The organism is Streptomyces bullii, from assembly GCF_042657145.1.
Lineage (GTDB): Bacteria > Actinomycetota > Actinomycetes > Streptomycetales > Streptomycetaceae > Streptomyces > Streptomyces bullii.
In genome coordinates this window covers 213,446-235,484 of the sequence record NZ_JBHSNY010000015.1, presented here as the reverse complement: position 1 = coordinate 235,484, position 22,039 = coordinate 213,446, and the positions used below count along the sequence as shown (strand labels likewise).

Below are 22,039 nucleotides of genomic sequence, written 5' to 3'. Positions count from 1 at the left end.
CCGCACCCGTCGCACGAGCAGGACTCGCCGGACTCGCCGGACTCGCCGGACTCGCCGAAGGGGACATTCCCGCTCGGGTCGCCGCCGACCACGCGGGCGGCGACAGCGGCCCCGCACCGGCCTTCCTCGTACCCGCGTGCCGTTTCGGTACGTCCGCGTGCCTGTTTCGCCACGTCCGAGCGGGCAGTCCACCGACGGTGTCGATGGGCGCGGCGGTACGCACCCGCGCGGGACCGCGGGACCGATTCGCCCTACACTCCCTGCCGCTCCACGCCCTCCCGCTCCTGCCTCTTCGCGACGCGCAGGCTCGTGATCGTGGTGACGGTCAGGACGAGGACGATGAAGCCGAGGGAGAACGGGATGCTGATCTCGGGGACGTGGACGCCGGACTCGTGCAGCGCGTGCAGCACCAGCTTCACGCCGATGAAGCCCAGGATGATCGACAGGCCGTAGGAGAGGTGGACCAGCTTCTTCAGCAGGCCGCCGATGAGGAAGTACAGCTGCCGCAGGCCCATCAGTGCGAAGGCGTTGGCGGTGAAGACGATGTACGGGTCCTGGGTCAGGCCGTAGATCGCGGGGATCGAGTCGAGTGCGAAGAGGACGTCGGTGGAGCCGATCGCGAGCATCACCACCAGCATGGGCGTCATGACCCGCTTGCCGTTCTCCGTGATGAACAGCTTGGTGCCGTGGTAGCGGTCGGCCACGCCGAAACGCTTCTCCGCGGCCTTCAGCAGCTTGTTCTCCTGGTACTCCTCCTCGTGCTCCTCCTTGCGGGCGTCCTGGACCAGCTTCCACGCGGTCCAGATCAGGAAGGCGCCGAAGAGGTAGAACACCCACGAGAAGGCGGAGATGATCGCCGCGCCCGCCGCGATGAACACGGCCCGCAGCACCAGGGCCATGATGACGCCGATCATCAGCACCCGCTGCTGGTACTGCGACGGCACCGCGAACTTGGCCATGATCAGGACGAAGACGAAGAGGTTGTCGACGCTCAGCGACTTCTCGGTGATGTACCCGGCGAAGAACTCCCCGGTGGGCCCGCTCCCACCGAAGTACAGCAGACCCACGCCGAACAGGCAGGCCAGGACGATCCACACCAGCGTCCAGATGCCCGCTTCCCTGACGGACACCTCGTGAGGTTTGCGGCCGATGAAGAAGTCGACGGCGACGAGCAGGCACAGGGCTGCGACGGTCAGCAGCCAGACGGTGGATGAGACGTTCACTGTTACTCCTGGTGCAGGGGTGAAGATGCGACAGCGTCGCCGTTGTCAGCGCTTACTGCCACCGCACACAGGTGAACAACAGGTAATGGGAGGGTAAGAGCCGTTCTACTGGCTCACCGACCGGTGGTGGCCCCGCAGTGCCTGCAGGACGTCCTCGTCCGTCAGCTGGTCGAAGTCGTCGTACCACAGGCCGACGGCCAGGAACGCGGCCGGCTGGTAGAGGCAGATCACCTCGTCCGCCTCGCCGCGCAGCAGGTCGGCCGCCTCCGGGGAGCACACCGGCGCGGCCAGGACGAGCCGCGCGGGCTCCTGGCGCCGCAGGACGCGCAGCGCCGCGCGGGCCGTGGAGCCGGTCGCCAGGCCGTCGTCGACGACGATCACGGTCCGTCCCCGCAGCCCGGGCGCGGGACGGCCCTGCCGGTAGAGCCGCTCGCGGCGGCGCAGTTCCGCCCGTTCCCGCTCGACGATGGGGGCGAGTCTCTCCTTGCTCAGGCCCAGCCGGCCCAGGGTCTCCTCGTCGAAGAGCGGCTCCTCGTCGCCGGCCAGCGCGCCGACGCCGAGCTCCTCCTGGAACGGTGCGCCGATCTTCCGCACGACGAGCACGTCGAGCGGCGCGTCGAGCGCCGCGGCGACCTCCCGGGCGACGGCGACGCCGCCGCGGGGCAGGGCGAGGACGACGGGATCCGGCAGGTTTCCCTCGTTCTGCCGAACGCGCAGCTCTTCGGCCAGGTGCCGGCCGGCCTCCCGGCGATCACGGAACCGCATGGCGGATACGCCTCCTTCTCCCCTAGTGCCAGTTCCGGAGACGGTCCCCCTGGGCCCGGCACCCGCGTACCCCCTCCCCGCTGGACGATGCGCGCCGCCCGGACCTCGGCCACACTCGGAACGCGGGGTGTTTCCGGCCGGGCCGCGCAGGCAACCCGAGGGACCGTACGCACGACGCGGTACCCGCGCGCCACCGGCGCACCAGCCCCCGCTGACTCCGACGGAACGGGAGCACCCGGATGATCACTGACCCTCCGCATCCGCAGCTCGCCTGGTCGGCCCCGCGCATCGGCGTGCTGGGTTCGTACGGCGGCTTCAACATCGGCGACGAGTCGATCCTCACCTGCGTGCTGGGCTGTCTGCGCGCCCAGCGGCCGCAGGCCCGGCTGGTCGTCTTCAGCCGGAACGCCGAGCACACCCGCGCCCACCATCCGGCCGCCGACGAGGTGGTGGACTGGGAGGGCGTCAGCCGCCACCGGGTCATGGACGCGCTCACCTCGCTGGACCTGCTGGTGCTGGGCGGCGGCGGGCTGCTGTTCGACGGTGAGGCGCGCCGCTATCTGCGGCTGGTCCGCGCCGCACAGGAGCGGGGCGTCCGCACGTTCGCGTACGCGCTCGGCGCCGGCCCGCTGCGGGAGGCCGACGACCGGGAGTCCGTGCGCACGGTCCTGGCGGACTTCGACGACGTGGTGGTCCGCGACGAGGAGTCCCGGCTGGTGCTGGAGGAGGTCGGGGTCGAGCGCGAGATCACCGTCACCGCCGACCCGGCGCTGCTGCTGGAGCCCGAGCCGTTCACCGACGAGATGATGCGCCACGAGGGCGTGCCCATCGGCTCCCGTCTGGTCGGGATGTCGGTACGGGAGCCGGGACGGGCGGCCGAGAAGCTGGACGAGGGCGACTACCACGCGCTCCTCGCCGACGTGGCGGACTTCCTCGTGCGGCGCCTGGACGCGCACGTGGTGTTCCTGCCGATGGAACGGCACGACGTGCGGCACGCGCACGCCGTGCTGTCCCACATGACCGCGCCGGACAAGGGCCGGATCCTGCACGGCTCCTACAGCCCGGGGCAGGTGCTCGGCTTCATGCGCCATCTGGACCTGGCCGTCGGCATGCGGCTGCACTTCGTGATCTTCGCGGCGCTGACCGGACTGCCGGTGCTGCCACTGCCCTACTCGGGCAAGGTCTTCGACTTCGCGAGCCGTATCGGCGCGCCGGCCCTGGTCGGCGTGGCCCGGGAGCAGGCGGGTCTGCTGCTGGCGGAGGTGGACCGGCTGTGGGACGAGTACCCGCAGCGCCGCGCGGACCTGCAGTCCCGTGTCCGGGAGCTGTCCGTGCTGGCCCGGGAGACCTGCGCGCGCTGCGGGGTGCTGCTCGACGAGATCGGCGGCGGGCCGGACGCGACGGCGGACCAGCGGGCCCCGGCGGCCGAGCCACGCCCGCTGATCGTGTGACGCGGCCGAGCGCGAGTGACACAGCCGCCGTGCCCGCCTCGCGGAAGGACACCGATGCCGATCCTGCAAGAGCCCCGAGAGCCCCGTACGGTCACCCTGCCCGCGCGCCCCGCTCAGCACGGGGGCCGCACCGACGTCCTGGTGGTCGGCGGCGGTCCGGCCGGGTTCGCCGCCGCGGTCGGCGCGGCCGACGCCGGGGCGGACGTCGTGCTGGTGGAGCGGTACGGGTTCCTCGGCGGCAACGCGACCGCGGCGCTGGTGATGCCGCTGATGTCGTTCCACAACGAGCACAAGCAGGCCACCTTCACGGAGTCCGGGGAGGACTCCCGGCTGCTGCCCACCGACCACGGGGAGGGCGAGCCGGTGGTCGCGGGCGTGCTGTGGAACCTGCTGGACCGGCTCATGGGCCGGGGCGGCTGCCTGCGGCCCTCCCCCAGGACGGGCTACACGGTCCCGTTCGACCCGGAGCTGTTCAAGCTGGTGCTGCTCGACATGCTGGACGAGGCGGGCGTGCGGATGCTGTTCCACGCCTTCGCCTCCACCGCCCTGCCGCTCGACGACGGCCCGGGCTGGCGGGTGGTGTTCGAGACCAAGTCGGGTCCGGTGGTGATCGACGCCGGGGTGGTCGTGGACGGCACGGGCGACGGGGACGTGGCCGCCGCGTGCGGTGCGCCGTACGAGATCGGCCGCAAGGAGGACGGGCTGGTGCAGCCCATGACGCTGATGTTCCGGGTGGCGGACTTCGCGCGGCCGGACTTCGCCGACTACGTGCGGGCGCATCCCGACCAGTGGCGCGGCGTGCACGGTCTGTGGGACCTGGTGGAGGAGGCCCGGGCGGACGGCGATCTTCGGCTGCCGCGCGAGGACATCCTGTTCTTCGCGACCCCGCATCCGCGTGAGGTCAGCGTCAACAGCACCCGGGTGAACAGGGTGCTCGGCACCAGCGTGTGGGACCTGACCCGGGCCGAGTACGCCGCCCGCCGCCAGCTCGCGCAGATCGACCGCTTCCTGCGCACCCGCGTGCCCGGTTTCGAGGAGTCGTACGTGGTGCAGAGCGGTGTCCACATCGGCGTGCGGGAGACCCGGCGGGTCCTCGGCGACTACCAGCTGACCGGTCACGACATCCTGGCCGCCCGCGCCTTCCCGGACGTCGTCGCGCACGGCGCCTACCCGATCGACATCCACAACCCGCGCGGCTCCGGCACCGTCCTGAGGCGGGTGCCCATGGGCAGCTTCTACGACATCCCCCTGCGCTGTCTCATCCCGCGCGGGACGGAGCGGCTGCTGGTGGCCGGGCGCTGCATCTCGGGAACGCACGTGGCGCACTCGTCGTACCGGGTGATGCCGATCGCGATGGCGACCGGGCAGGCGGCCGGGGTGTGCGCGGCGCTGACCGTGCGCCACGGGCACGGCCCGCGGGGAGTGCCCTACCGGCTGGTGCAGCGGGAGCTGCTGCGGCAGGGGGCGCGGCTGCGCACGACCGTGCCCGCGGCGGACTGACGCCTATGCCGGCGGCGGTCGGTGGGCGGCGGGCGCTCAGCGTGCCGTGGCCGTCAGCTGCTCCTCGCACCACTCACGGGCCGCTTCGGCGACCCGGTCCAGGGCGCCGGGCTCCTCGAACAGGTGGGTGGCGCCGGGCACCACGTGCAGGTGGTGCCGGGCGTGCAGCCGCCGGGCCGCCTCCTCGTTGAGCCGCTGCACCTGCCGGTCGCGGCCGCCGACGATCAGCAGCACCGGGACCCGGACGGCGTCCAGCGCGTCGCCCGCCAGGTCGGGCCGTCCGCCGCGCGAGACGACGGTCAGCACCCGGTCGGGCCGCGCGGCGGCGGCGACCAGGGCGGCGGCCGCGCCGGTGCTGGCGCCGAACAGGACGACGGGCAGGTCGCGGGTGGCGGGCTCGGCGCCCAGCCAGTCGATCGCGGCCATGAGGCGGCGCCCCAGCAGGGGGATGTCGAAGCGGAGTTCGGCGGTGAGCATGTCCTGCCGCTCCTCCGCTTCGCTGAGCAGGTCGATCAGCAGGGTGCCGAGTCCGGCCGTGCGCAGATCGGCGGCGACCTTGCGGTTGCGCGGGCTGTGCCGGGAGCTGCCGCTGCCGTGCGCGAACAGCACGACCGCCCGTGCTGCGGGTGGGGGCAGTTCGAGGTCGCCGGGCAGGGTCTCGCCGTCGGCGGGCACCATGACCGTCCGGGAGATCATCGGGGGCCTCCTCTCCCCGAGGCCGTTCAGGGTGTGCACCGGCCGCGTACCCACCAGGGCACGCGGCTTGCACGGTGACGCCGGGCGGCCGTCAGGACGCGGCGACCGCGGACGGCTCCCGGGCCGGGGCCCGCGATGCCTCCTCCGGGCCCGAGGGCACGTGCATCAGGCGCGCCCTGGCGAGCAGGTTCTCCACCGTCGCCTCGACGGCCAGGCGCCGTTCGAGCCGTTCCAGACCGCTCGGTGTGGTGCGGGTGGCCACCGACCGGGGGGCGAGCAGGCTGCAGCAGTCCTCGTCGGGCAGGCGGGAGATCTGCCCGGTGCCCAGCCGGTCGGCCTCCGCCATGATCTCTTCCTTGTCCCAGGTCAGCAGCGGCCTGAGCAGCGGCAGCGTGGCGGCCTGCTCCACGGTGGCCAGGTTGGACAGGGTCTGGCTGGAGACCTGGCCCAGGCTGTCGCCGGTGACCAGGGCGTGGGCGCCGTGGAGCCGGGCGAGGCAGTCGGCGGTGCGCACCATCAGACGGCGCTGGGCGATCACGTGCAGGGAGCCGGCCCCGGCCAGGGACAGCTCCTTCTGGGCGCGCCCCAGCGGGACGATCCACAGCCGTGCCCCGCCCTGGAACCGGGCGAGGCGGCGGACCAGGGCGTACGCCTTGTAGGCGGAGGACGGTCCCGTCAGCGGGGCTCCGGTGAAGTGCACGAAGTCGCAGGCCAGGCCGCGGCGCATGGCGCGGTGCGCGGCGACCGGGGAGTCGAAGCCGCCGGAGAGCAGCACCAGGGCCCGGCCGCTGCACCCGACGGGCAGCCCGCCCCGGCCGGCGTAGCGCGCGGCGGAGACGAAGATCTCCCGCCGGTCGACCTCGACGGCGACCTCCACGTCCGGGTCGCCGAGGTCGACGGGCCAGCCGAGTTCCGCGCCGATCGCGGCGCCGATCAGGACGTTGAGCTCGGTGGAGGTGAGCGGGAAGTCCTTGTCGCGGCGCCGGGCCCGGACCGCGAAGCGGGGGCGGGCGCCGTCGGGGCGGGCCGCGCGGGCCAGCTCCAGGGCCGCGACGACCGCCGCCTCGGAGGTGCGGTCCACCCGCAGGGCCGGCTGGACCACGCTCACGCCGATCACCTCGCGTGCCCGGCCGAGCAGCTCGGGCTGGAGGTCCGGACGGCCGGGGGCGGACAGCACGATCACGCCGCGCCGGCGGCGCACCCGCACGTCCGGGCCGAGGTCGTGCAGGGCGCGGCGCGCGTTGTCCATCAGCTGTTGCTCGAACCGTCCGCGGTTGCGTCCCTTGAGCGCCAGTTCTCCGTGCTTCAGCAGTACACACGCTTGCCGCATACCTGGGTCCCTTTTTCCTCCCTGGGCGGGCACCGGTTCCGTCGTCACCGGACGAAGAGGTGCCCGGGAGGGCACCCCCCCGTATCAGCGATCATCCGAAAGGGCACGTGCGTCGCCGCCCGTGCGCGCCCCCTCTCCTACCCCGTGCCCCGCCCGCGATGCGGCACGGCCGGGAGGGCGTGTCCCGTTCCATGTCGTGCGGTCCCGGCCCGCATGCGTGGGCGGTGATCGGGCAGTCGGTTGACATGGGCGGTGCGACGGACGACGACAGGCGGGTACGGCGGCCGGGTGAGAGCGGGCACCGGGCGGTGCCGCACACCGCGGACATCCGGATCGAGGCGTGGGCGACGAGCCGGGAACACTGTCTGGCGGAGGCGGTGCTGGGGATGGTGGAGTGCTTCGCCGACGTCTCCGGGGTGCGGCCCAGAGCGGTGGACCGGGTCCGGCTGGCCGAGGCCAGTGACGACGACCTGCTGGCCACACTGCTGGACGAGGTCATCTACCGGCTTGAGGTGTACGGCCAGGTACCGGTGGACGTGGAGGCGGACGAGGCCGACGGCGGCCTGGACGTGCGGCTGGCGGTCGCGGGACTGTCGGACGTGGAGATCACCGGGGCCGTGCCGAAGGCCGTGGCGTGGAACGACCTGCGCATCGGGCCGGACCCGTACGGCTGGTCCTGCACGGTGACCGTCGACGCGTGACGGGCGCCCGGGCGGGCTCAGGCCGCGCTCAGCCCTTGACCACTGCGAGCTCACCTCCTGCCCACTCCGAGTCAGCCCCTGCCCGCGCCGGGCTCAGCCCTTGACCACTCCGAGCGGTACGAGCCGGGCCACCGTGCGGCACAGGCCGGCGCCCTCGCTCGCGGCCACCACCGCGCTGACGTCCTTGTAGGCCTCCGGCGTCTCCTCGGCCAGACCGCGCCAGGACTTCGGGCGGACCGCGATGCCGGACGCCTCCAGCCTGGCGCGCAGTTCCCGGCCGGTGACAGTGCGGGCGGCGCGGTGGCGGCTGAGGACACGGCCCGCGCCGTGGCAGGTGGAGAAGAAGGCGTCACCGCCGGGCACCCCGGTCAGCACGTACGAGGCCGTGCCCATGGTGCCGGGGATCAGCACCGGCTGGCCGAACTCCCGGACGTCGGCGGGCAGTTCGGGGTGGCCGGGCGGGAAGGCGCGGGTGGCGCCCTTGCGGTGCACGCACAGCCGGCGGCGCCGGCCGCCGACCTCGTGGGTCTCGATCTTGGCGAGGTTGTGGGAGACGTCGTACACCAGGGACAGGCGGGTGCCGGCGGCGCGCCGGAACACCCCGCGGGCCGCGTGGGAGAGCAACTGACGGTTGGCGCGCCCGTAGTTGGCGGCCGCGGCCATCGCGCCCAGGTAGTCCCGGCCCTGCGGTGAGTCGACGGGCGTGCACGCCAGCTGCCGGTCGGGGACGGTGATGCCGTAGCGGGCCATGGCGCGGTCCATCGCGCGGACGTGGTCGGTGCAGATCTGGTGCCCGAGTCCGCGTGAGCCGCAGTGGATCATCACGCACACCTGGCCGAGAAAGAGGCCGAACGCCGCGGCGACCGTCTCGTCGTACACCTCGGCGACCTGCTGGACCTCCAGGAAGTGGTTGGCGGAGCCCAGGCTGCCGACCTGCGCCAGACCACGCTCGCGTGCCCGGGCGCTCACCTGTGCCGCGTCGGCGTCGCCGACCGCGCCGCCGTCCTCGCAGCGGATCAGGTCGCGTTCCTCGCCGTGCCCCTCCTCGACGGCGTACCGGGAGCCGCCGTACAGGATGCGCTCCAGCTGCCCGGGGCCGGTCAGCCGCCACACCCCGCCGGGGCCCGCGCCGCGCGGGACGGCCCGGTCCAGGCCGTCCATCACGGCGGGCAGCGCGGGCTGGAACTGCCGTCCGTCGGCGTCGGCGGCCAGCAGCCGCACTCCGCAGGAGATGTCGAAGCCGACGCCGCCCGGCGAGACCACCCCGCCCTGTGCGACGTCGGTCGCCGCGACGCCGCCGATGGGGAAGCCGTAGCCCCAGTGCACGTCCGGCATGGCGTACGAGGCGCCGACGATGCCCGGCAGCGTGGCGACGTTGGCGACCTGCTCCAGTGACTGCTCGGCGTCGGCGAGCAGGTCGCGGGAGGCGAACACCACGCCGGGGACGCGCATCGGCGCCCGGGGCGGGATGCGGAAGCGGTAGGGGCTGTCCTCGACCAGGTCCACGGCCAGTGCCATCGCGACCTCCTGCGATGCGCCGCGAGTACCGCGTTTGGGCCGGGCCGACACCTGCGCGACCGTCCTACCGTGGAGGCATGGGCGGCAGAGCGGTGACGCTGTTCCTGTGCGGGGACGTGATGCTCGGGCGCGGCGTCGACCAGATCCTGGCGCATCCCGGTGATCCGGCACTGCGGGAGGCGTACGTGGCCGACGCGCGCTCCTACGTCCGGCTGGCGGAGTCCGCCAACGGGCCGATCCCCGCCCCGGTCGCCCCCTCCTGGCCGTGGGGCGAGACGCTGCGGATCCTCGACGAGGCCGCCGTGGACGCCCGGATCGTCAACCTGGAGACGTCGGTCACGAGCGGGGGCACCTTCGCGCCGGGCAAGGAGATCCACTACCGGATGCACCCGGACAACGTGCCCGCGCTGGCCGCCGTCCGGCCCGACGTGTGCGTGCTGGCCAACAATCACGTCCTGGACTTCGGCCGTCCCGGCCTGCTGGAGACCCTGGACACCCTGGCGCGCGCGGGCCTGCGGACGGCGGGCGCGGGCCGGAGCGCCGCCGAGGCCCACGCGCCCGCCGCGGTGCCCCTGCCGCGGGGCGGGCGGGTGCTGGTGTTCGCCCTCGGGACGGCCTCCAGCGGTGTCCCGGCCGACTGGGCCGCCACGGCGGACCGGCCCGGTGTGGCGTACGTCCCCGAACTGTCGCTGTGGGAGGCCGACGCGGTCGTGGAGCGGATACGGCGCGTCAGGCGGGCCGGTGACCTCGTGGTCGTGTCCGTGCACTGGGGGTCCAACTGGGGATACGCCGTCCCCCGCGAGCAGGTCCGCTTCGCACACGCCCTGGTGGACGGCGGTGCCGACGTCGTCCACGGGCACTCCTCGCACCACCCCCGCCCGCTGGAGGTGTACCGCGACCGCCTGATCCTGTACGGCTGCGGCGACTTCGTCGACGACTACGAGGGCATCTCCGGCTACGAGCAGTACCGCGACGATCTCCGCCTGGCCTTCCTGGTGTCGCTCGCGGCGGACAGCGGGCACCTGGCCGGGCTGCGCATGGTGCCGCTGCGGGTCCGGCGGATGCGGCTGGAGGCCGCGCCCCGGGAGGACCGCGCGTGGCTGCGCGCGACGCTGGACCGGATCGGCCGCGGCGGCGCGCGTGTCGTCCTGGAGCCCGACGGCGCCCTGGCCCTGGTGTCCGGACCATGACCCGGTGGCTGCGGCTGACCCTGCTCGGCGTGGGGGCGATGCACTCGCCGCGGTTCGCGCCCGCCGGTCTGCTGCTGCGCTGCGCCGGGTACCGCGTGGCCTTCGACGGCGGGCCCGGGGCCGAGCCGCCGCCCGGCCGTCTCGACGGCTGGCTGGTCACCGACGAACGGGCGGAACTGCGGTCGGCGCTGCGCCGGAGCGCCGCCGAACGGGGGGTCCGCGCACGGGCCGGGGACCTGGACTTCGCGGGCCTGGAGACGGGGGGGTGCGGGGTTCGGGATCCTGCGGGTGCGGTGCCGTCCGGTGGTGCACACCTCGCACCCCGCGTACGGCTATCGCATCGAGGCGGGCGGGTGCGTGGTGGTGTGGGCACCGGAGTTCTGGGAGTTCCCCGCGTGGGTGGCGGGGGCGGACCTGATGTTCGCCGAGGCCGCCGCGTGGGGCCGGCCGATCCGGTTCCCAGGCGGCGTCGGCGGCCACGCGACCGTGCAGGACGTCGCCGCGCAGGCCCTGCGGCACGGGGTGCGGCGGCTGGTGTACGCCCACATCGGCCGGCCCGTGCTGCGCGCGATCGACGCGGGGGCGCGGCCACCGGCCGGGGAGTGGGGCGTGGAGGGGCGCACCTACTCGGTGCCGCTGCCCGTCAGCCGGTCCACGCCAGCAGCCGGTCCCGGGTCTCGGGGGCGCGCAGTCGCGCGAGCGAGGCCTTCTCCAGCTGACGGACGCGCTCCCGGGTGAGGCCCACGTGCCGGGCGACCTGCTCCAGGGTGCGGGGCTTTCCGTCGTGCAGGCCGTAGCGGAGGCTGAGGATCATCGCGTCGCGGGGCTCCAGGGTGCCGATGGCCTCCCGGAGTTCCTCGGCGAGCGCCTGGTACTCGGCGACTTCCGGCGCCTGCAGCACCTCCGTGTCGGGGATGAGGTCGCCGACCACGGTCTCGCCGGTCTCGTCCACAGGGGTGTCCAGGCTGACCGCGTGCCGTCCGACGCGGCGCAGCCAGTCCACCTTGTCCTCGGCGATGCCGCTCTCGCGGGCCACCTCCCCGGCGGTCGGCTCGCGGTCCAGCGCCAGCTGGAGCTTCCGCTCCACCTTGGCGAGCTTCTGCAGCTGCTCCACGACGTGCATCGGCAGCCGTACCGTCCGGGCGTGCGCCGCCAGGCCCCGCTCGATGGCCTGGCGGATCCACCAGGTGGCGTACGTGGAGAACTTGAAGCCCTTGGTGTGGTCGAACTTCTCCACGGCCCGGATCAGACCCAGGTTGCCCTCCTGGATGACGTCCAGCAGGGGCAGGCCGCGGTGGGCGTGGCGTTTGGCCATCGACACCACGAGCCGCAGGTTGGCCCGCACCATGTGGTCCTTGGCCGCCTGCCCGTCCCGCACGGTCTCCTTCAGTTGCCGGTGCCGCGCCGGTTCGAGGCCCGGCTCGCCGACGTCGGCCTGGTCCAGTTCCTCCAGCGCCCGGACGCCGGCCTCGATGCGCCGGGCCAGCCGAACCTCGTCCTCGGCGGTGAGCAGGGGCGTCGCCGCGATCTGGTTCAGGTACTGGCCGAGCAGGTCGGGCTCCTCGTCGGGCTCGGGGATGCGGCTGCGCAGCCGTGCGGTGCGGGCGGGGGCGCGACGGTCCTCGTGGGTGCCGGCCGCGGACGTTTCCGCCAGGGGATTCTTCGCCCGGGGAGACATCTCGTTCCTCCGTCTCCTCCTCGTTCCGGCCTCGTCTTCGCAAGAGATCCATCGGGTACCCGAGGCGGCCGGGCCCGAACCGCATGCCGTGCGGTGGCAGGGGTACACCGGGCCACATGTCCGGCATCGAACTCAGCAGCACGGCATTCAACGACCACTCCTTCATCGCGCGCCGGTACGCGTACGAGGGAGAGAACGTCTCCCCTCCGCTGACCTGGAGCGGCGTACCCGACGACGCGGCGGAACTGGTGCTGCTCTGCGAGGATCCCGACGCGCCGTCGGGCACCTTCGTGCACTGGATCGTGGTCGGCATCGACTCCCGCAGCGGCGGCATGGACGCGGGCCAGTCGCCGCCCGGAGGCACCGAACTCGTCAACGGTTACGGCGAACAGGGCTGGGGCGGTCCGCATCCCCCGCCGGGGGACGAGGCACACCGCTACTTCTTCCGGCTGTACGCCCTGTCCGAGGCCTGTGTCCTGCCCGACGCGCCCAGCGCCGAGCAGGTGCACGAGGCGGTCGAGAAACGGCAGCTCGCGAGCGGCACGCTGGTGGGGCTGTACCAGCGCTGACCCACCGCTGACCGGTCGCGCGCTGCACCTCGTCGGCGGGTCGCGCGCGTCGGCTCGGACGGCCGGCCGCGCCCGCCGGCTCAGTGGCCGGGCTCGGCCCTGCTGATGTCCGCCAGCACCGAGTGCGGGTCCTCGGCCGTGGCGAGGTCGCCGAGACTGACGATGCCCACCGGGCAGCCGCCCCGTTCCACGACCGGCAGCCTGCGCACGGCGTGGCGCCGCATGAGGGCGATCGCGTCGTCGGTGGTGTCGTCCGGCGCGAGGGTCACCACCGGCGGGCGCGTGCACAGCGAACCGACGGGGGTGGCCTCGGGGTCGCGTCCCTCGGCGACGGCCCGCACCACGATGTCGCGGTCGGTGAGCACTCCGAACAGGTCGCAGTCGTACGCCACCAGCACGTCGCCGATGTCCCGCTCCCGCATCAGGCGGGCCGCCCGCGCCACCGTGGTCATCGGCTCGACGGACGCCGCGTCCGGCGACATCACGTCCCTTATCCGCCGGGTCATGGGCACCTCCAGGGCTGTGTCGCCGCCAAGGCGTTCGTATTCCGTGTCGCCGCGTAGCCCGCACCGGCGCCCGTAAACCAGCCGCGGATCGCGGCGGCGGGGGCCAAGCCGCTCGGCGGCGGACCGGCGGGCCCCACCGGTGATCGGGGCCCGGCCGGTCGATCGGTCGTTTGCGGGCCGCCCCGCCCGCTCGCTTTGATGTCCCCCGGTCGGCGTGCGGCCGTCCGGGTGGAGAGCGAGGGCGAGCCGGGCATGGTGGGGAGGCGGTCGCTGGGGCGGCGGTTCGGGTGGCTGTGGGCGGCGTACGCGGTCAGCGCGTTCGGCACCTGGCTGGCGCTCGACGCGTTCGCCCTGCTCGCGGTCCTGGTGCTGGACGCGGGGACGACCGAGGTGTCGCTGCTGGCGGCCGCCGGGCCGGCGGTGGGCGCGGTGGTCGCGGTGCCGCTCGGTCCGTGGGTGGAGTTCCGCCGCAAGCGGCCGGTGATGATCGCGGCGGACCTGGTCCGGTGCGCGGCGCTGCTGAGCATCCCGGTTGTGTACGCGCTCGGCGGGCTGGGCGTCGGCCAGTTGCTGCTGGTGTCGGTCGTCGTCGCCGCGGCCGACATCACCTTCAACGCGGCGGCCGGGGCGTGTCTGAAACAGCTCCTGCCGCGGGAGGACCTGCTCGTCGCGAACGGGCGGTTCGAGGCCACGACCTGGACCGCCACCATGGTCGGGCCTCCGCTCGGCGGGGCCGCGATCGGCATGTTCGGTCCGGTGACGACGGTCCTCGCCGACGCCGTGAGCTACCTGCTGTCAGCCTGCGGGATCCGCGCCGTCGGCGGTACGGAGCAGCCTCCAGCGCGCCCGGACCCACCGCAACGGCTGCGGGCCGGCGACCTGCTCGACGGCTGGCGGTACATCCTGGCCAGCCCGGCGCTGCGCCCGCTGTTCCTCAACGCGGTCCTGGTGAACGGGCTCATCATGGCGACCGCGCCGGTGCTGGCCGTCCTGATGCTCGGTGATCTCGGATTCGCGCCCTGGCAGTACGGCCTGGCCTTCGCGGTGCCGTGCGCGGGCGGTCTGCTGGGCTCCCGGCTGTCCCCGCGGCTCGTCGCACGGTTCGGCCGGCACCAGGTCCTGCGCGTCGCCGGGACGCTGCGGGCCTGCTGGCCGCTCGGGCTGGCCTTCGTCCGGCCGGGCGGGGCGGGCCTCGCCCTCGTCATGGTGGTGGAGTTCGCGCTGATCACCTGCGCGGGCGTGTTCAACCCGGTGCTCGCCACGCACCGGCTCGAACGGACTCCTACGGACCGCGTCGCCCGTACCCTGTCCGCCTGGTCGGCGACCGGCAAGGCCACCATCGCGGCCCTGACCGCCCTGTGGGGGCTGCTGGCCGAACTGACGGGTCCCCGGACCGCGATCGCCCTCGCCGGCCTGTTGCTGTGGGCCACCCCGCTCCTGCTCCCCCGCCTCGGCCACTCCCCCGGCCCCGACCGGGAGCCGTCTCCCCTGCCGATCGAGGCGGACGGCCGCTGAACGGCGACCGGCGGGCCCAAGGCCGGGGCGGGACTCCGGCCACTCCGGCCCCGCCCCGGCCTGTGCTCAGCAGGCTCCGGTGACTTCCTCCGTCACCCCGTTCAGCGGTGACGACGGGTCACTGCCGTACGGGCGGGTGATGATCTCCAGGCCGTGACCGTCCGGATCCAGGAAGTACACGCCGCGCCCGCCGTCGTTGCGGTTGATCCGGCGCGGGTGCCTGCCGTGCGGATCGGCCTGGACGGGGACACGGCGCTCGACCAGGCGGGCGAGCGCCTCGTCGAACTCGGCCTCGGAGACGAGGAACGCGTAGTGCTGCGGGGGAATGTCGGCGTCCACGGTGAGGAAGTCCAGCGTGACGCCGTTGGCCGTCGTCACGGGCAGGAACACCCCGGCCGGTTCCCCGACCTCCAGCCCCAGGATCTCCGCGAGAAAGTGGGCGCACTTCTCCCGGTCGCGGGAGAGAACGATGGTGTGATTGAACTCGACTGACACTGCTCAATGCCTCCACGGGCATCTCCGCGGCGCCTCCATGCCTCACCCGGCCGGTGACCGACACGCGATGCCGCGTCCCGGATCGTAGGCACCCCGGGCGGCGGCCGTCGAACGGTTTTCGGTCGATGCCGACGGGCCGGGAGGCCGTGCGGACGACCGGCCCCGCCCCTCTTCGGACACGGTCGCGTGGCAGTCCCGGACGCGGGGTTGCACCGCCTCCTCGCGGCATTGCATCGTGGGCCCTGCGACCAGACCGGGCATGGCCCTGCTGCCACCACCTCCGAGGGGAACAGTGACTCAAGCCGAAGGACCAGCTGTCCCAGAACCGCTGGTGATCACGCAGGCCGCCACAGCCGACGGTGTCACGGTCGTCACGCTCCAGGGGGAGGTCGACTACAACGCCGGCTCCCGGCTCGCCGACACCGTGGTGGCATGTATGGAGGCCGGGAAGAACACCGTGGTCGATCTCAGCGCGGTGACCTTCATCGACTCCACCGGCATCAACACCCTCCTCGCCGCCCACCAGGCCGCGCGGGGCAACTGGCTGCGTCTGGTCGTACCGCCCGGGCCGGTGCTGCGCGTGGTCCAGCTCGTCGGTCTCGACACCGTGATGGGATGCCACGCCACGCTCGAGGAGGCGCTGCGCGGCTGAGGCGGCCGAGGGGTGCGGGGGTGGGGGGATGCGCGGGCCGCTCGGCGACGTCCCGTCAGGACGGCTCGGCCTTCGGGCGGCGTCGACCGCGTCACCGCCGCCATCCGTGCCGGCCTGACCGCGCGGGCATGCGGGGAAGCCTTCCGCCAGGGCGCCACCGGAGCAGTACGGCCTCGCCTTCGACCTGCCGGACGATTTCGCCGCGCTCTACGACCGGTTCGGCTTCGACCTCCAGCGCGTCAACGGCGGTCACGCACGCACCCTGCCGCTGCCCGCCACGTACGTCATCGACCGTGCGGGCGTCATCCGCTGGGCCTTCGTCGACACCGACTACACCCGGCGCGCGGAACCGGCCGACATGCTCACCGCGCTGGACGCCCTGGCCTGAGCGCGCCGGGACGGGCCGGTGGCCGCCCGCCCGGGGGCGTCGGCGACTCCCCCGTCCGGCCGCCGTGTTGCGTCAGGCGCGGGCCAGTTCCGCCGCGCCGAAGGACACGTCGAAGCGGTCGCACCAGATGCTGACGCTGCTGTAGCGAGTGGGATCGACGTCGTCGGGCAGCGGGTAGTTCTGGCTGCCCTTGTTGCCCTTGAGTCTTCCGAGACTGACGTACTCGCCGTCGTCGAACACGTGCCAGCCGGCCCGCCCTTCCTTCACCGGCGCGTCGGTCAGCCAGACCCGCAGGTCGGGCCCGTTGCTGGTGTCGAGTCCCTCCAGCCTGACAACGTGGGAGCCGTCGGCGAGCCGTACCAGCCTCACGGTGCCCGACGTCGTGTGCTCATGGCTGATCAGCCGGCCGCTCGCCAGTGTCACGGGTCCGGGCGGAGCGGCCGGCGAGGACGACGCCCCGGACGGTGCCGTAGCAGGCGCCCCTGACGTGGTCCCTTGCACAGGCCCGGGCAGGGCCTCCCGCACCGTCTCGTCCTGCCACAGCTTCCACGGCTGGAACCAGTACAGCCCCGCGCCGGCCCCGACGACGACCGCCACCAGCGCCCCGATGACCAAAAGCCTGCCCCGCACACGCCGCGCGCACCCCATCGCGCCCCTCCTCACGAGAGATCAACCTCTGCCACCACCCATTCCACCGGACGGAGCGACGTCGGTGTCTCCGAGGCGGATGACGAAACCCTTACGTCACCGCGCGGCCCGCGATGGCGGACATGGCCCTCGATCTCTTCGCCGGCAACCCGGTCAGCAACTACGCGGCTGCACTGACGAAGCGCGCGACCCACCCCAGCGGCGTCCGCAAGGCCAGGCACCAGCGCCGGACGGAAACGGGACGGCTTCGGCGGCGTCCCCTGCGACCCGGGAGCGACCTCGCAGATCACCCGGCGGGCGTGGTGGCGTGGCCGGACCCGTCGCGGACCCGGCCACGCCACGCCGCGGCCCTGCCTAGGCCCAGGCCGTCACCGGCACGAAGGAGCTGTCCTGCCGGAACAGGTCCGTGCCGTCCGACGGGTCCACCCGCAACTGGTAGCTGTAGTGGCGCAGATAGCGGCCCGGATAGTTGTACGACTCGAAGCGGACGGAGCCCGACGCGGTGCCGGCGCGCAGGACGAACGTGGCGTCCTTGGCGAACGTCGACGTTCCGTCGTTGGCGTCGAAGCGGGCGCGGAAGTCCCAGTGGCGCAGGTACTTGCCGGCCGCGTCGCGGAAGGAGTAGCCGTTGCCGTCGGCCAGGCCCGCCACGACGGTGAAGGTGGAGGCCTGTTTCTCGGCCGTGGTGCTGGAGGCGCTCACCACGGGGAGGTTGAGCAGCGAGGACTGTTCCTGCCAGTAGCGGGTGGTGTAGTTGGCCGACCGGAAGGAACGGGTGACGTTCTTCGCCAGGACCGGGCCGCCCGACACCGTCTCCTTCACGACCGTGAAGTGACGGTCCGTGCCGGAGACGGCGGGCAGTTCGGCCGGCGCGGACCACGTGGCGAAGGTGTCGTAGCTGTCGCTGTAGTAGTAACTGCCGTCGCCGTAGCCGTCGAAGAAGATCCGCCAGCCGCCGTTGTCGAGCTGGACCAGCGCCGGGCCCTCGCGGTAGCTGCCCCAGCCCGCCCAGTCGCCGGTCCGGCGGATCGTGTACGGGCCGGTCAGGCTGGCGGCGGTGGCGTACTCGATGTACTTCGTCGTCTCGTTCTTCGTGAAGGCGTGGTACGTCGAGCCCAGCTTCACCAGGAACGTGTCGATGTGGTTGGCGCCGATGCCGGACAGGGCGACCGGTGAACTCCATGCGGTGAGCGAGGAGTTGGTGGCACGCAGCAGGTACGGCGTGAAGATCCACTGGTCGTTCGTCGTCGAGCAGGACACGATGATGTGCACGCTGCCGTCGCTGTCGACGAACCACTCGGGCGCCCAGGCCCGGGAGAGATTGGCGATGGGCACCGTGTAGTCGTAGAGGAACGTCCAGTTGACGCGGTCGGAGCTGCGGGCGAAGCCGATGGTGGTGCTGGTGTCCTGCCAGGTGTGTGTCGTGTAGGTGATGTAGTAGAAGCCGTCCGTGTGCTTGAGGATGCTCGCGTCGCGGATGCGGTTCCTCGGCGGCGTGTACGCGGACGCCTTGACCAGCCGGAAGTCGGTGGCGTCGTCCGACTGGTAGACGTTCACCGTGCCGTCGTCGCTGTTGAGGAACGGCACGATCGTGTAGCGGGTGGCGGAGCCGCTCGGCGGTGCGGCGGCCAGGGCGCTGCCGAGCAGTCCGGGCGCTTCGCCCAGCAGCACCGCCGAGGCGGGCAGCGCGGCCATCGCACGCAGCAGGGTACGGCGGGCCGGGGTGGCGGGGGGTGGGGTCACGGGCGGCTCTCCCTCGAGCACAAGGGTCGAAATACCGAACGGAGTTCGGAAAGTCGATCAGAAGGTAGGGGTGGGGCCGTGACCCGTCAATGGTTCGCGCAGGACTCGATGCGCACCTGTGGGGCGGCAGTGAGCCGCCGTGCGCGAGAGCCGCGTCCCGTGTGCCCAGCCGAGTCCCACCGCGTGCGGCGACAGCGCCTGCGCCACGTGCCCCGGTCCGCCGCGAAACGCTCCGCTCCCGGCCCTCCGGACGTTACCGTTCGGTAGACCAGTCGCCCCCGGAGGTGCCCGCATGACGTTCGACCGTGCCGCAGGTCTGACGGAGACCGCCCGTGCGCTGGCCGCGGGGGAGGTGACGTCCCGGGCGCTCGTCGAGCGGACGCTGGCGCGGATCGAGGCGACGCAGACGACGCTCAACGCCTTCCGGATCGTGCGGACGGAGGCGGCGCTCGCCGAGGCGGAGGCCGCGGACCGGGAACTGTCGGCGGGCGTACGCAAGCCGCTGCTCGGGGTGCCCGTCGCCGTGAAGGACGACATGGACGTGGCGGGCGAGCCGACCGCCTTCGGCTGCTGCGGCTCATTCCCGCCGGTCGCCGAGGACGGGGAGGCGGTACGGCGGCTGCGGGCGGCCGGGGCCGTGATCGTCGGCAAGACCAACACCTGCGAGTTCGGGCAGTGGCCGTTCACCGAGGGGCCCGCGTTCGGCGCGACCCGCAATCCGTGGAGTACGGAGCACACCCCGGGCGGCTCGTCCGGCGGTTCGGCCGCCGCGGTCGCCGCCGGGCTCGTGCCCGCCGCCCTCGGCTCGGACGGCGCCGGGTCGGTACGCATCCCCGCCGCCTGGACCCACCTGATCGGCATCAAACCGCAGCGCGGCCGCATCTCGACGTGGCCGCGCGGCGAGTCCTTCCAGGGCATCACGGTCAACGGCACCCTGGCCCGTACGGTCGCCGACGCGGCCCTGCTGCTGGACGCGGCGAGCGGGAACCACCCCGACGACCCTCACCAGCCCCCGGCCGTCAACGCCTCGGAAGCCGTCGGCCGCGACCCCGGCCGGCTGCGCGTCGCCCTCTCCCTGAAGCCGCCGTTCACCGCGGCCCCTGCCCGGCTCCAGCCGGAGGTGCGGGCCCGGGTCGTCGAACTGGCCGAGACGATGGCTGCCTTGGGGCACACCGTCGAGGAGGCCGACCCGCCGTACGGGCAGATCGGGCTGACCTTCGTGCCGCGCGCGACGGCCGGGATCGCCGAGCGGGTGAGCGAGGCGCCCTTCCCCGCGCTCCTGGACCGGCGCACCCTGGGCGCGGCCCGGCTGGGCCGGCTGCTCGGCGGGGCACCGCTGCGGGCGGCCCGGCGGGCCGAGGCGGTGCTGCACCGCCGGATCGGCGCGTTCTTCACGTCGTACGACGTGATCCTCGCGCCGACGACCGCCGCTCCCCCGCCCCGGATCGGCGCCCTGCTCCACCTGAACGGCTTCGCCACCGACCGGGCGATGATCGCGGCGTGCCCGTACGCCTGGCCGTGGAACGTGCTGGGCTGGCCCGGCGTCAACGTGCCCGCCGGGTTCGTCACCGGCGGGCTGCCCGTCGGCGCGCAGCTACTGGGCCCCGCCGGCAGCGAACCGCTGCTCGTGCGGCTGGCCTCGCAACTGGAGGCGGAGCTGCGCTGGCACGAGGCGTGGCCGCCACGCCCGGTGACCGCGGACTCGCCCGCCGCGTAAGCGCATTGGCCCAGGCCGTAAGGTTCCCCCGTGACCGTGTTTACCGATGAGAACACCCCCGGACGCCACGGCTCCTCCGCCACCACCGAGGCCGACCCCCGGCAGGTGGGCCGGGTGCGCACCGAGTACTCGCCCGCGCACGACGGCGACCCCGACCCGGGGGAGATCGTGTGGACGTGGGTGCCCTTCGAGGAGAACGACGGCCGGGGCAAGGACCGCCCCGTGCTCGTCGTGGCCCGCGAGGCGGCCGGCACGTTCCTCGCCGTGCAGCTGTCCAGCAAGCGGCACGACGGCGACCGGGAGTGGGTGCCGATCGGCAGCGGGCCCTGGGACCGGTCCGGCCGGGAGTCGTGGGTCGACGTGGACCGGGTGCTGCGGCTGCACGAGGCCGGCATGCGCCGGGAGGCCTGCGCCCTGGACCGCATGCGCTTCAACCTGGTCCGGCACCGGCTGCGGGAGCGGTACGGCTGGAGCTGAGCACCCCCGGGCTCCGGAGCGCTGGTGCGACTGGACTGGAGGAGCTGAGCCGCCTCCGGGCACAGGCGTGCCCCTGCGGCCGGAGCTGAGCCGGCCCCCTGGTCAGGCTGCCCGTGCGGCTGGAGCCGAGCCGCCCCGGGCAGGCGCCCCCTGCGACTGGAACTGAGCCACCCCTGGGCTCAGGCGTGCCCCTGCGGCTGGAGCCCACTGTTCGCGAACGCGCGTGCGAACGCCGTGCGCACCTCGCTTCCCGGTGTGCGGTCCAGGATCCCGAACACCACGTGCTCGAAGGCGGACGCGAACCGCCCGCCGGGCCCCAGCAGCGCCCGGAACGCGCCCGCCACGTGGGCCGGGTCGTTGCGGAAGACCCCGCAGCCCCAGGCGCCGAGCACCAGCCTCCGGTAGCCGCAGGCCGCGGCCGTCTCCAGGACGCGTCCGGCACGTGCGGCCAGGACCCGCGGCAGGTCCGCCGCCCGGTCCGGAGCCGTCCGCAGCACGACGCCGGCGTTCGGGGCCGCGGCGGTCAGGAAACCGACCGGGTACGGCTCGTCCAGCAGACGGCCCCGGTCGTCGCGGAAGACGGGCACGGCCGGTGCGTGGATGACACGGTCCGTGTAGAACGGATCACGGTGCGCGCGGTGGTGGTCGTAGAACTCAGGTACCGCCAGCAGGCACGTGTACAGCGCGGAGGCCCGGCACAGGGCCTCCTCCTGGGCCTGGGCGCCGTTGAGGTAGCCGCCGCCCGGGTTGCGGGCGGAGGCGAAGTCGAGCACCGCCACGGTGCCGCCGAGCCGGCGAGCGGCCTCCAGGCTGCTCTCCCCCGTGACCTCGACGAGCGTGTCCAGCGCGGGCAGCGGCGGCACGTCGACCGCCCCCGGCCCGTACATCCGCGTGCCCTCCCGCGCGGCCTCGACCGCCGCCGCGATCGGCACGTCGCGCCCGTCCGGCGCGCGGTAGCGCCCCGCCGCCACGATCTGCTCGGTCTCCCGCGCGATGCCGCGCAGCCGCGCGCTCACGGCGCGACCCCCGTACGCGCCACGACCGCGCGGCGTGCGGCCTCCCCCGTCGTGCTCATGCACGCATCCTGAGTGATCCTGGTCCTGCGCGGCAACCGGGTTTTCCGGGCCCCGAGCCACGAGGTCGCGGGGCCCGGGAGCGACCGGGAAAGCCGCCACGAACGGCCGTCGAGGGGAGATGACAGACCCGGAACGTCCCCCTGCGCCCCCTTGTGCCGAGCGACACGAGCGTCTTGGGTGGGACGGGTGATGCCGGCCCGG

General features: G+C 73.6%; 21 protein-coding genes and 1 pseudogene. 11 read left to right on the top strand and 11 right to left on the bottom strand.

What is annotated here, in order from left to right:
- Nucleotides 1–251: 251 nt before the first annotated feature.
- Both ACFPZJ_RS35665 and ACFPZJ_RS35660 read right to left on the bottom strand, forming a co-directional pair.
- Entirely contained in the window at nt 252–1,223 is a 972-nt protein-coding gene (locus tag ACFPZJ_RS35665) for a TerC family protein (protein WP_381030581.1), read from the bottom strand.
- A gap of 105 nt (nt 1,224–1,328) precedes the next feature.
- On the bottom strand, nt 1,329–1,988 hold the full coding sequence (locus ACFPZJ_RS35660; RefSeq protein ID WP_381030579.1) for a phosphoribosyltransferase: 660 nt from the start codon (nt 1,986–1,988) through the stop codon (nt 1,329–1,331).
- A 239-nt stretch (nt 1,989–2,227) separates the two neighbouring features.
- Between ACFPZJ_RS35660 and ACFPZJ_RS35655 the strand changes: the two genes are divergently transcribed.
- Both ACFPZJ_RS35655 and ACFPZJ_RS35650 read left to right on the top strand, forming a co-directional pair.
- Complete coding sequence (locus ACFPZJ_RS35655; RefSeq protein ID WP_381030575.1) at nt 2,228–3,439, top strand: polysaccharide pyruvyl transferase family protein; 1,212 nt, start codon at nt 2,228–2,230, stop codon at nt 3,437–3,439.
- 54 nt (nt 3,440–3,493) lie between these two features.
- Entirely contained in the window at nt 3,494–4,939 is a 1,446-nt protein-coding gene (locus ACFPZJ_RS35650; RefSeq protein ID WP_381030572.1) for an FAD-dependent oxidoreductase, read from the top strand.
- Nucleotides 4,940–4,975: 36 nt separating this feature from the next.
- Here ACFPZJ_RS35650 and ACFPZJ_RS35645 read toward each other — a convergent pair whose 3' ends face one another.
- Together ACFPZJ_RS35645 and thiI are read right to left on the bottom strand one after the other, a co-directional pair.
- Nucleotides 4,976–5,635: a dienelactone hydrolase family protein gene (locus tag ACFPZJ_RS35645; RefSeq protein ID WP_381030569.1), complete on the bottom strand. Its 660-nt coding sequence runs from the start codon at nt 5,633–5,635 to the stop codon at nt 4,976–4,978.
- A 91-nt stretch (nt 5,636–5,726) separates the two neighbouring features.
- A complete protein-coding gene (thiI, locus tag ACFPZJ_RS35640) occupies nt 5,727–6,965 on the bottom strand; it encodes a tRNA uracil 4-sulfurtransferase ThiI (protein WP_381030567.1) in 1,239 nt (412 codons plus the stop codon).
- A 245-nt stretch (nt 6,966–7,210) separates the two neighbouring features.
- Here thiI and ACFPZJ_RS35635 point away from each other — a divergent pair, with 245 nt between their 5' ends.
- Complete coding sequence (locus ACFPZJ_RS35635; protein ID WP_381030564.1) at nt 7,211–7,666, top strand: archease; 456 nt, start codon at nt 7,211–7,213, stop codon at nt 7,664–7,666.
- 93 nt (nt 7,667–7,759) lie between these two features.
- Here the strand turns inward: ACFPZJ_RS35635 and ACFPZJ_RS35630 are convergent, their stop codons facing one another.
- On the bottom strand, nt 7,760–9,184 hold the full coding sequence (locus tag ACFPZJ_RS35630) for an RtcB family protein (RefSeq protein ID WP_381030561.1): 1,425 nt from the start codon (nt 9,182–9,184) through the stop codon (nt 7,760–7,762).
- 77 nt (nt 9,185–9,261) lie between these two features.
- On the opposite strand from ACFPZJ_RS35630, the gene ACFPZJ_RS35625 reads away from it, so the two are divergent.
- The gene (locus tag ACFPZJ_RS35625; protein ID WP_381030558.1) at nt 9,262–10,374 is read left to right on the top strand and encodes a CapA family protein; all 1,113 of its coding nucleotides are present in this window, start codon (nt 9,262–9,264) and stop codon (nt 10,372–10,374) included.
- Between the two features lie 303 nt (nt 10,375–10,677).
- Entirely contained in the window at nt 10,678–11,112 is a 435-nt protein-coding gene (locus ACFPZJ_RS35620) for an MBL fold metallo-hydrolase (protein ID WP_381030556.1), read from the top strand.
- On the opposite strand, the gene ACFPZJ_RS35615 is transcribed toward ACFPZJ_RS35620, so the two are convergent.
- Nucleotides 11,018–12,052, bottom strand: a complete 1,035-nt coding sequence (locus ACFPZJ_RS35615) for a sigma-70 family RNA polymerase sigma factor (RefSeq protein WP_381030553.1) — start codon at nt 12,050–12,052, stop codon at nt 11,018–11,020. The two genes, ACFPZJ_RS35620 and ACFPZJ_RS35615, sit on opposite strands and share 95 nt — an antisense overlap.
- Before the next feature lie 116 nt (nt 12,053–12,168).
- Between ACFPZJ_RS35615 and ACFPZJ_RS35610 the strand changes: the two genes are divergently transcribed.
- Nucleotides 12,169–12,621, top strand: a complete 453-nt coding sequence (locus ACFPZJ_RS35610; protein WP_381030550.1) for a YbhB/YbcL family Raf kinase inhibitor-like protein — start codon at nt 12,169–12,171, stop codon at nt 12,619–12,621.
- A gap of 80 nt (nt 12,622–12,701) precedes the next feature.
- On the opposite strand, the gene ACFPZJ_RS35605 is transcribed toward ACFPZJ_RS35610, so the two are convergent.
- Complete coding sequence (locus ACFPZJ_RS35605) at nt 12,702–13,127, bottom strand: CBS domain-containing protein (protein ID WP_381030548.1); 426 nt, start codon at nt 13,125–13,127, stop codon at nt 12,702–12,704.
- 252 nt (nt 13,128–13,379) lie between these two features.
- On the opposite strand from ACFPZJ_RS35605, the gene ACFPZJ_RS35600 reads away from it, so the two are divergent.
- Nucleotides 13,380–14,642, top strand: coding sequence for an MFS transporter (locus ACFPZJ_RS35600; protein ID WP_381030661.1), 1,263 nt, complete (start codon nt 13,380–13,382; stop codon nt 14,640–14,642).
- Nucleotides 14,643–14,708: 66 nt separating this feature from the next.
- Here ACFPZJ_RS35600 and ACFPZJ_RS35595 read toward each other — a convergent pair whose 3' ends face one another.
- Complete coding sequence (locus tag ACFPZJ_RS35595; RefSeq protein WP_381030546.1) at nt 14,709–15,137, bottom strand: VOC family protein; 429 nt, start codon at nt 15,135–15,137, stop codon at nt 14,709–14,711.
- 331 nt (nt 15,138–15,468) lie between these two features.
- On the opposite strand from ACFPZJ_RS35595, the gene ACFPZJ_RS35590 reads away from it, so the two are divergent.
- Nucleotides 15,469–15,789, top strand: coding sequence for an STAS domain-containing protein (locus ACFPZJ_RS35590; RefSeq protein WP_381030543.1), 321 nt, complete (start codon nt 15,469–15,471; stop codon nt 15,787–15,789).
- A gap of 160 nt (nt 15,790–15,949) precedes the next feature.
- Nucleotides 15,950–16,177 (top strand): annotated as a pseudogene (locus tag ACFPZJ_RS35585) (thioredoxin domain-containing protein); the annotation flags it as partial.
- A gap of 72 nt (nt 16,178–16,249) precedes the next feature.
- On the opposite strand, the gene ACFPZJ_RS35580 reads toward ACFPZJ_RS35585, so the two are convergent.
- Together ACFPZJ_RS35580 and ACFPZJ_RS35575 are read right to left on the bottom strand one after the other, a co-directional pair.
- Nucleotides 16,250–16,825, bottom strand: coding sequence for a DM13 domain-containing protein (locus tag ACFPZJ_RS35580; protein ID WP_381030541.1), 576 nt, complete (start codon nt 16,823–16,825; stop codon nt 16,250–16,252).
- A gap of 354 nt (nt 16,826–17,179) precedes the next feature.
- Nucleotides 17,180–18,568, bottom strand: coding sequence for a glycoside hydrolase family 43 protein (locus ACFPZJ_RS35575; protein WP_381030538.1), 1,389 nt, complete (start codon nt 18,566–18,568; stop codon nt 17,180–17,182).
- Nucleotides 18,569–18,860: 292 nt separating this feature from the next.
- On the opposite strand from ACFPZJ_RS35575, the gene ACFPZJ_RS35570 reads away from it, so the two are divergent.
- The gene (locus ACFPZJ_RS35570; RefSeq protein ID WP_381030536.1) at nt 18,861–20,285 is read left to right on the top strand and encodes an amidase; all 1,425 of its coding nucleotides are present in this window, start codon (nt 18,861–18,863) and stop codon (nt 20,283–20,285) included.
- 30 nt (nt 20,286–20,315) lie between these two features.
- Complete coding sequence (locus ACFPZJ_RS35565; RefSeq protein WP_381030534.1) at nt 20,316–20,762, top strand: type II toxin-antitoxin system PemK/MazF family toxin; 447 nt, start codon at nt 20,316–20,318, stop codon at nt 20,760–20,762.
- Between the two features lie 179 nt (nt 20,763–20,941).
- On the opposite strand, the gene ACFPZJ_RS35560 is transcribed toward ACFPZJ_RS35565, so the two are convergent.
- Entirely contained in the window at nt 20,942–21,778 is an 837-nt protein-coding gene (locus ACFPZJ_RS35560) for a TIGR02452 family protein (RefSeq protein WP_381030532.1), read from the bottom strand.
- Nucleotides 21,779–22,039 lie beyond the last annotated feature (261 nt).

Excerpts from the sequence above, each read along its gene's own strand:
- ACFPZJ_RS35600 (WP_381030661.1), top strand. The coding sequence starts at position 13,380 with ATGGTGGGGAGGCGGTCGCTGGGGCGGCGGTTCGGGTGGCTGTGGGCG.
- ACFPZJ_RS35635 (WP_381030564.1), top strand. The coding sequence starts at position 7,211 with ATGGGCGGTGCGACGGACGACGACAGGCGGGTACGGCGGCCGGGTGAG.
- ACFPZJ_RS35625 (WP_381030558.1), top strand. The coding sequence starts at position 9,262 with ATGGGCGGCAGAGCGGTGACGCTGTTCCTGTGCGGGGACGTGATGCTC.
- ACFPZJ_RS35630 (WP_381030561.1), bottom strand. The coding sequence starts at position 9,184 with ATGGCACTGGCCGTGGACCTGGTCGAGGACAGCCCCTACCGCTTCCGC.
- thiI (WP_381030567.1), bottom strand. The coding sequence starts at position 6,965 with ATGCGGCAAGCGTGTGTACTGCTGAAGCACGGAGAACTGGCGCTCAAG.
- ACFPZJ_RS35615 (WP_381030553.1), bottom strand. The coding sequence starts at position 12,052 with ATGTCTCCCCGGGCGAAGAATCCCCTGGCGGAAACGTCCGCGGCCGGC.
- ACFPZJ_RS35660 (WP_381030579.1), bottom strand. The coding sequence starts at position 1,988 with ATGCGGTTCCGTGATCGCCGGGAGGCCGGCCGGCACCTGGCCGAAGAG.
- ACFPZJ_RS35580 (WP_381030541.1), bottom strand. The coding sequence starts at position 16,825 with ATGGGGTGCGCGCGGCGTGTGCGGGGCAGGCTTTTGGTCATCGGGGCG.
- ACFPZJ_RS35610 (WP_381030550.1), top strand. The coding sequence starts at position 12,169 with ATGTCCGGCATCGAACTCAGCAGCACGGCATTCAACGACCACTCCTTC.
- ACFPZJ_RS35655 (WP_381030575.1), top strand. The coding sequence starts at position 2,228 with ATGATCACTGACCCTCCGCATCCGCAGCTCGCCTGGTCGGCCCCGCGC.
- ACFPZJ_RS35645 (WP_381030569.1), bottom strand. The coding sequence starts at position 5,635 with ATGATCTCCCGGACGGTCATGGTGCCCGCCGACGGCGAGACCCTGCCC.
- ACFPZJ_RS35570 (WP_381030536.1), top strand. The coding sequence starts at position 18,861 with ATGACGTTCGACCGTGCCGCAGGTCTGACGGAGACCGCCCGTGCGCTG.
- ACFPZJ_RS35650 (WP_381030572.1), top strand. The coding sequence starts at position 3,494 with ATGCCGATCCTGCAAGAGCCCCGAGAGCCCCGTACGGTCACCCTGCCC.
- ACFPZJ_RS35605 (WP_381030548.1), bottom strand. The coding sequence starts at position 13,127 with ATGACCCGGCGGATAAGGGACGTGATGTCGCCGGACGCGGCGTCCGTC.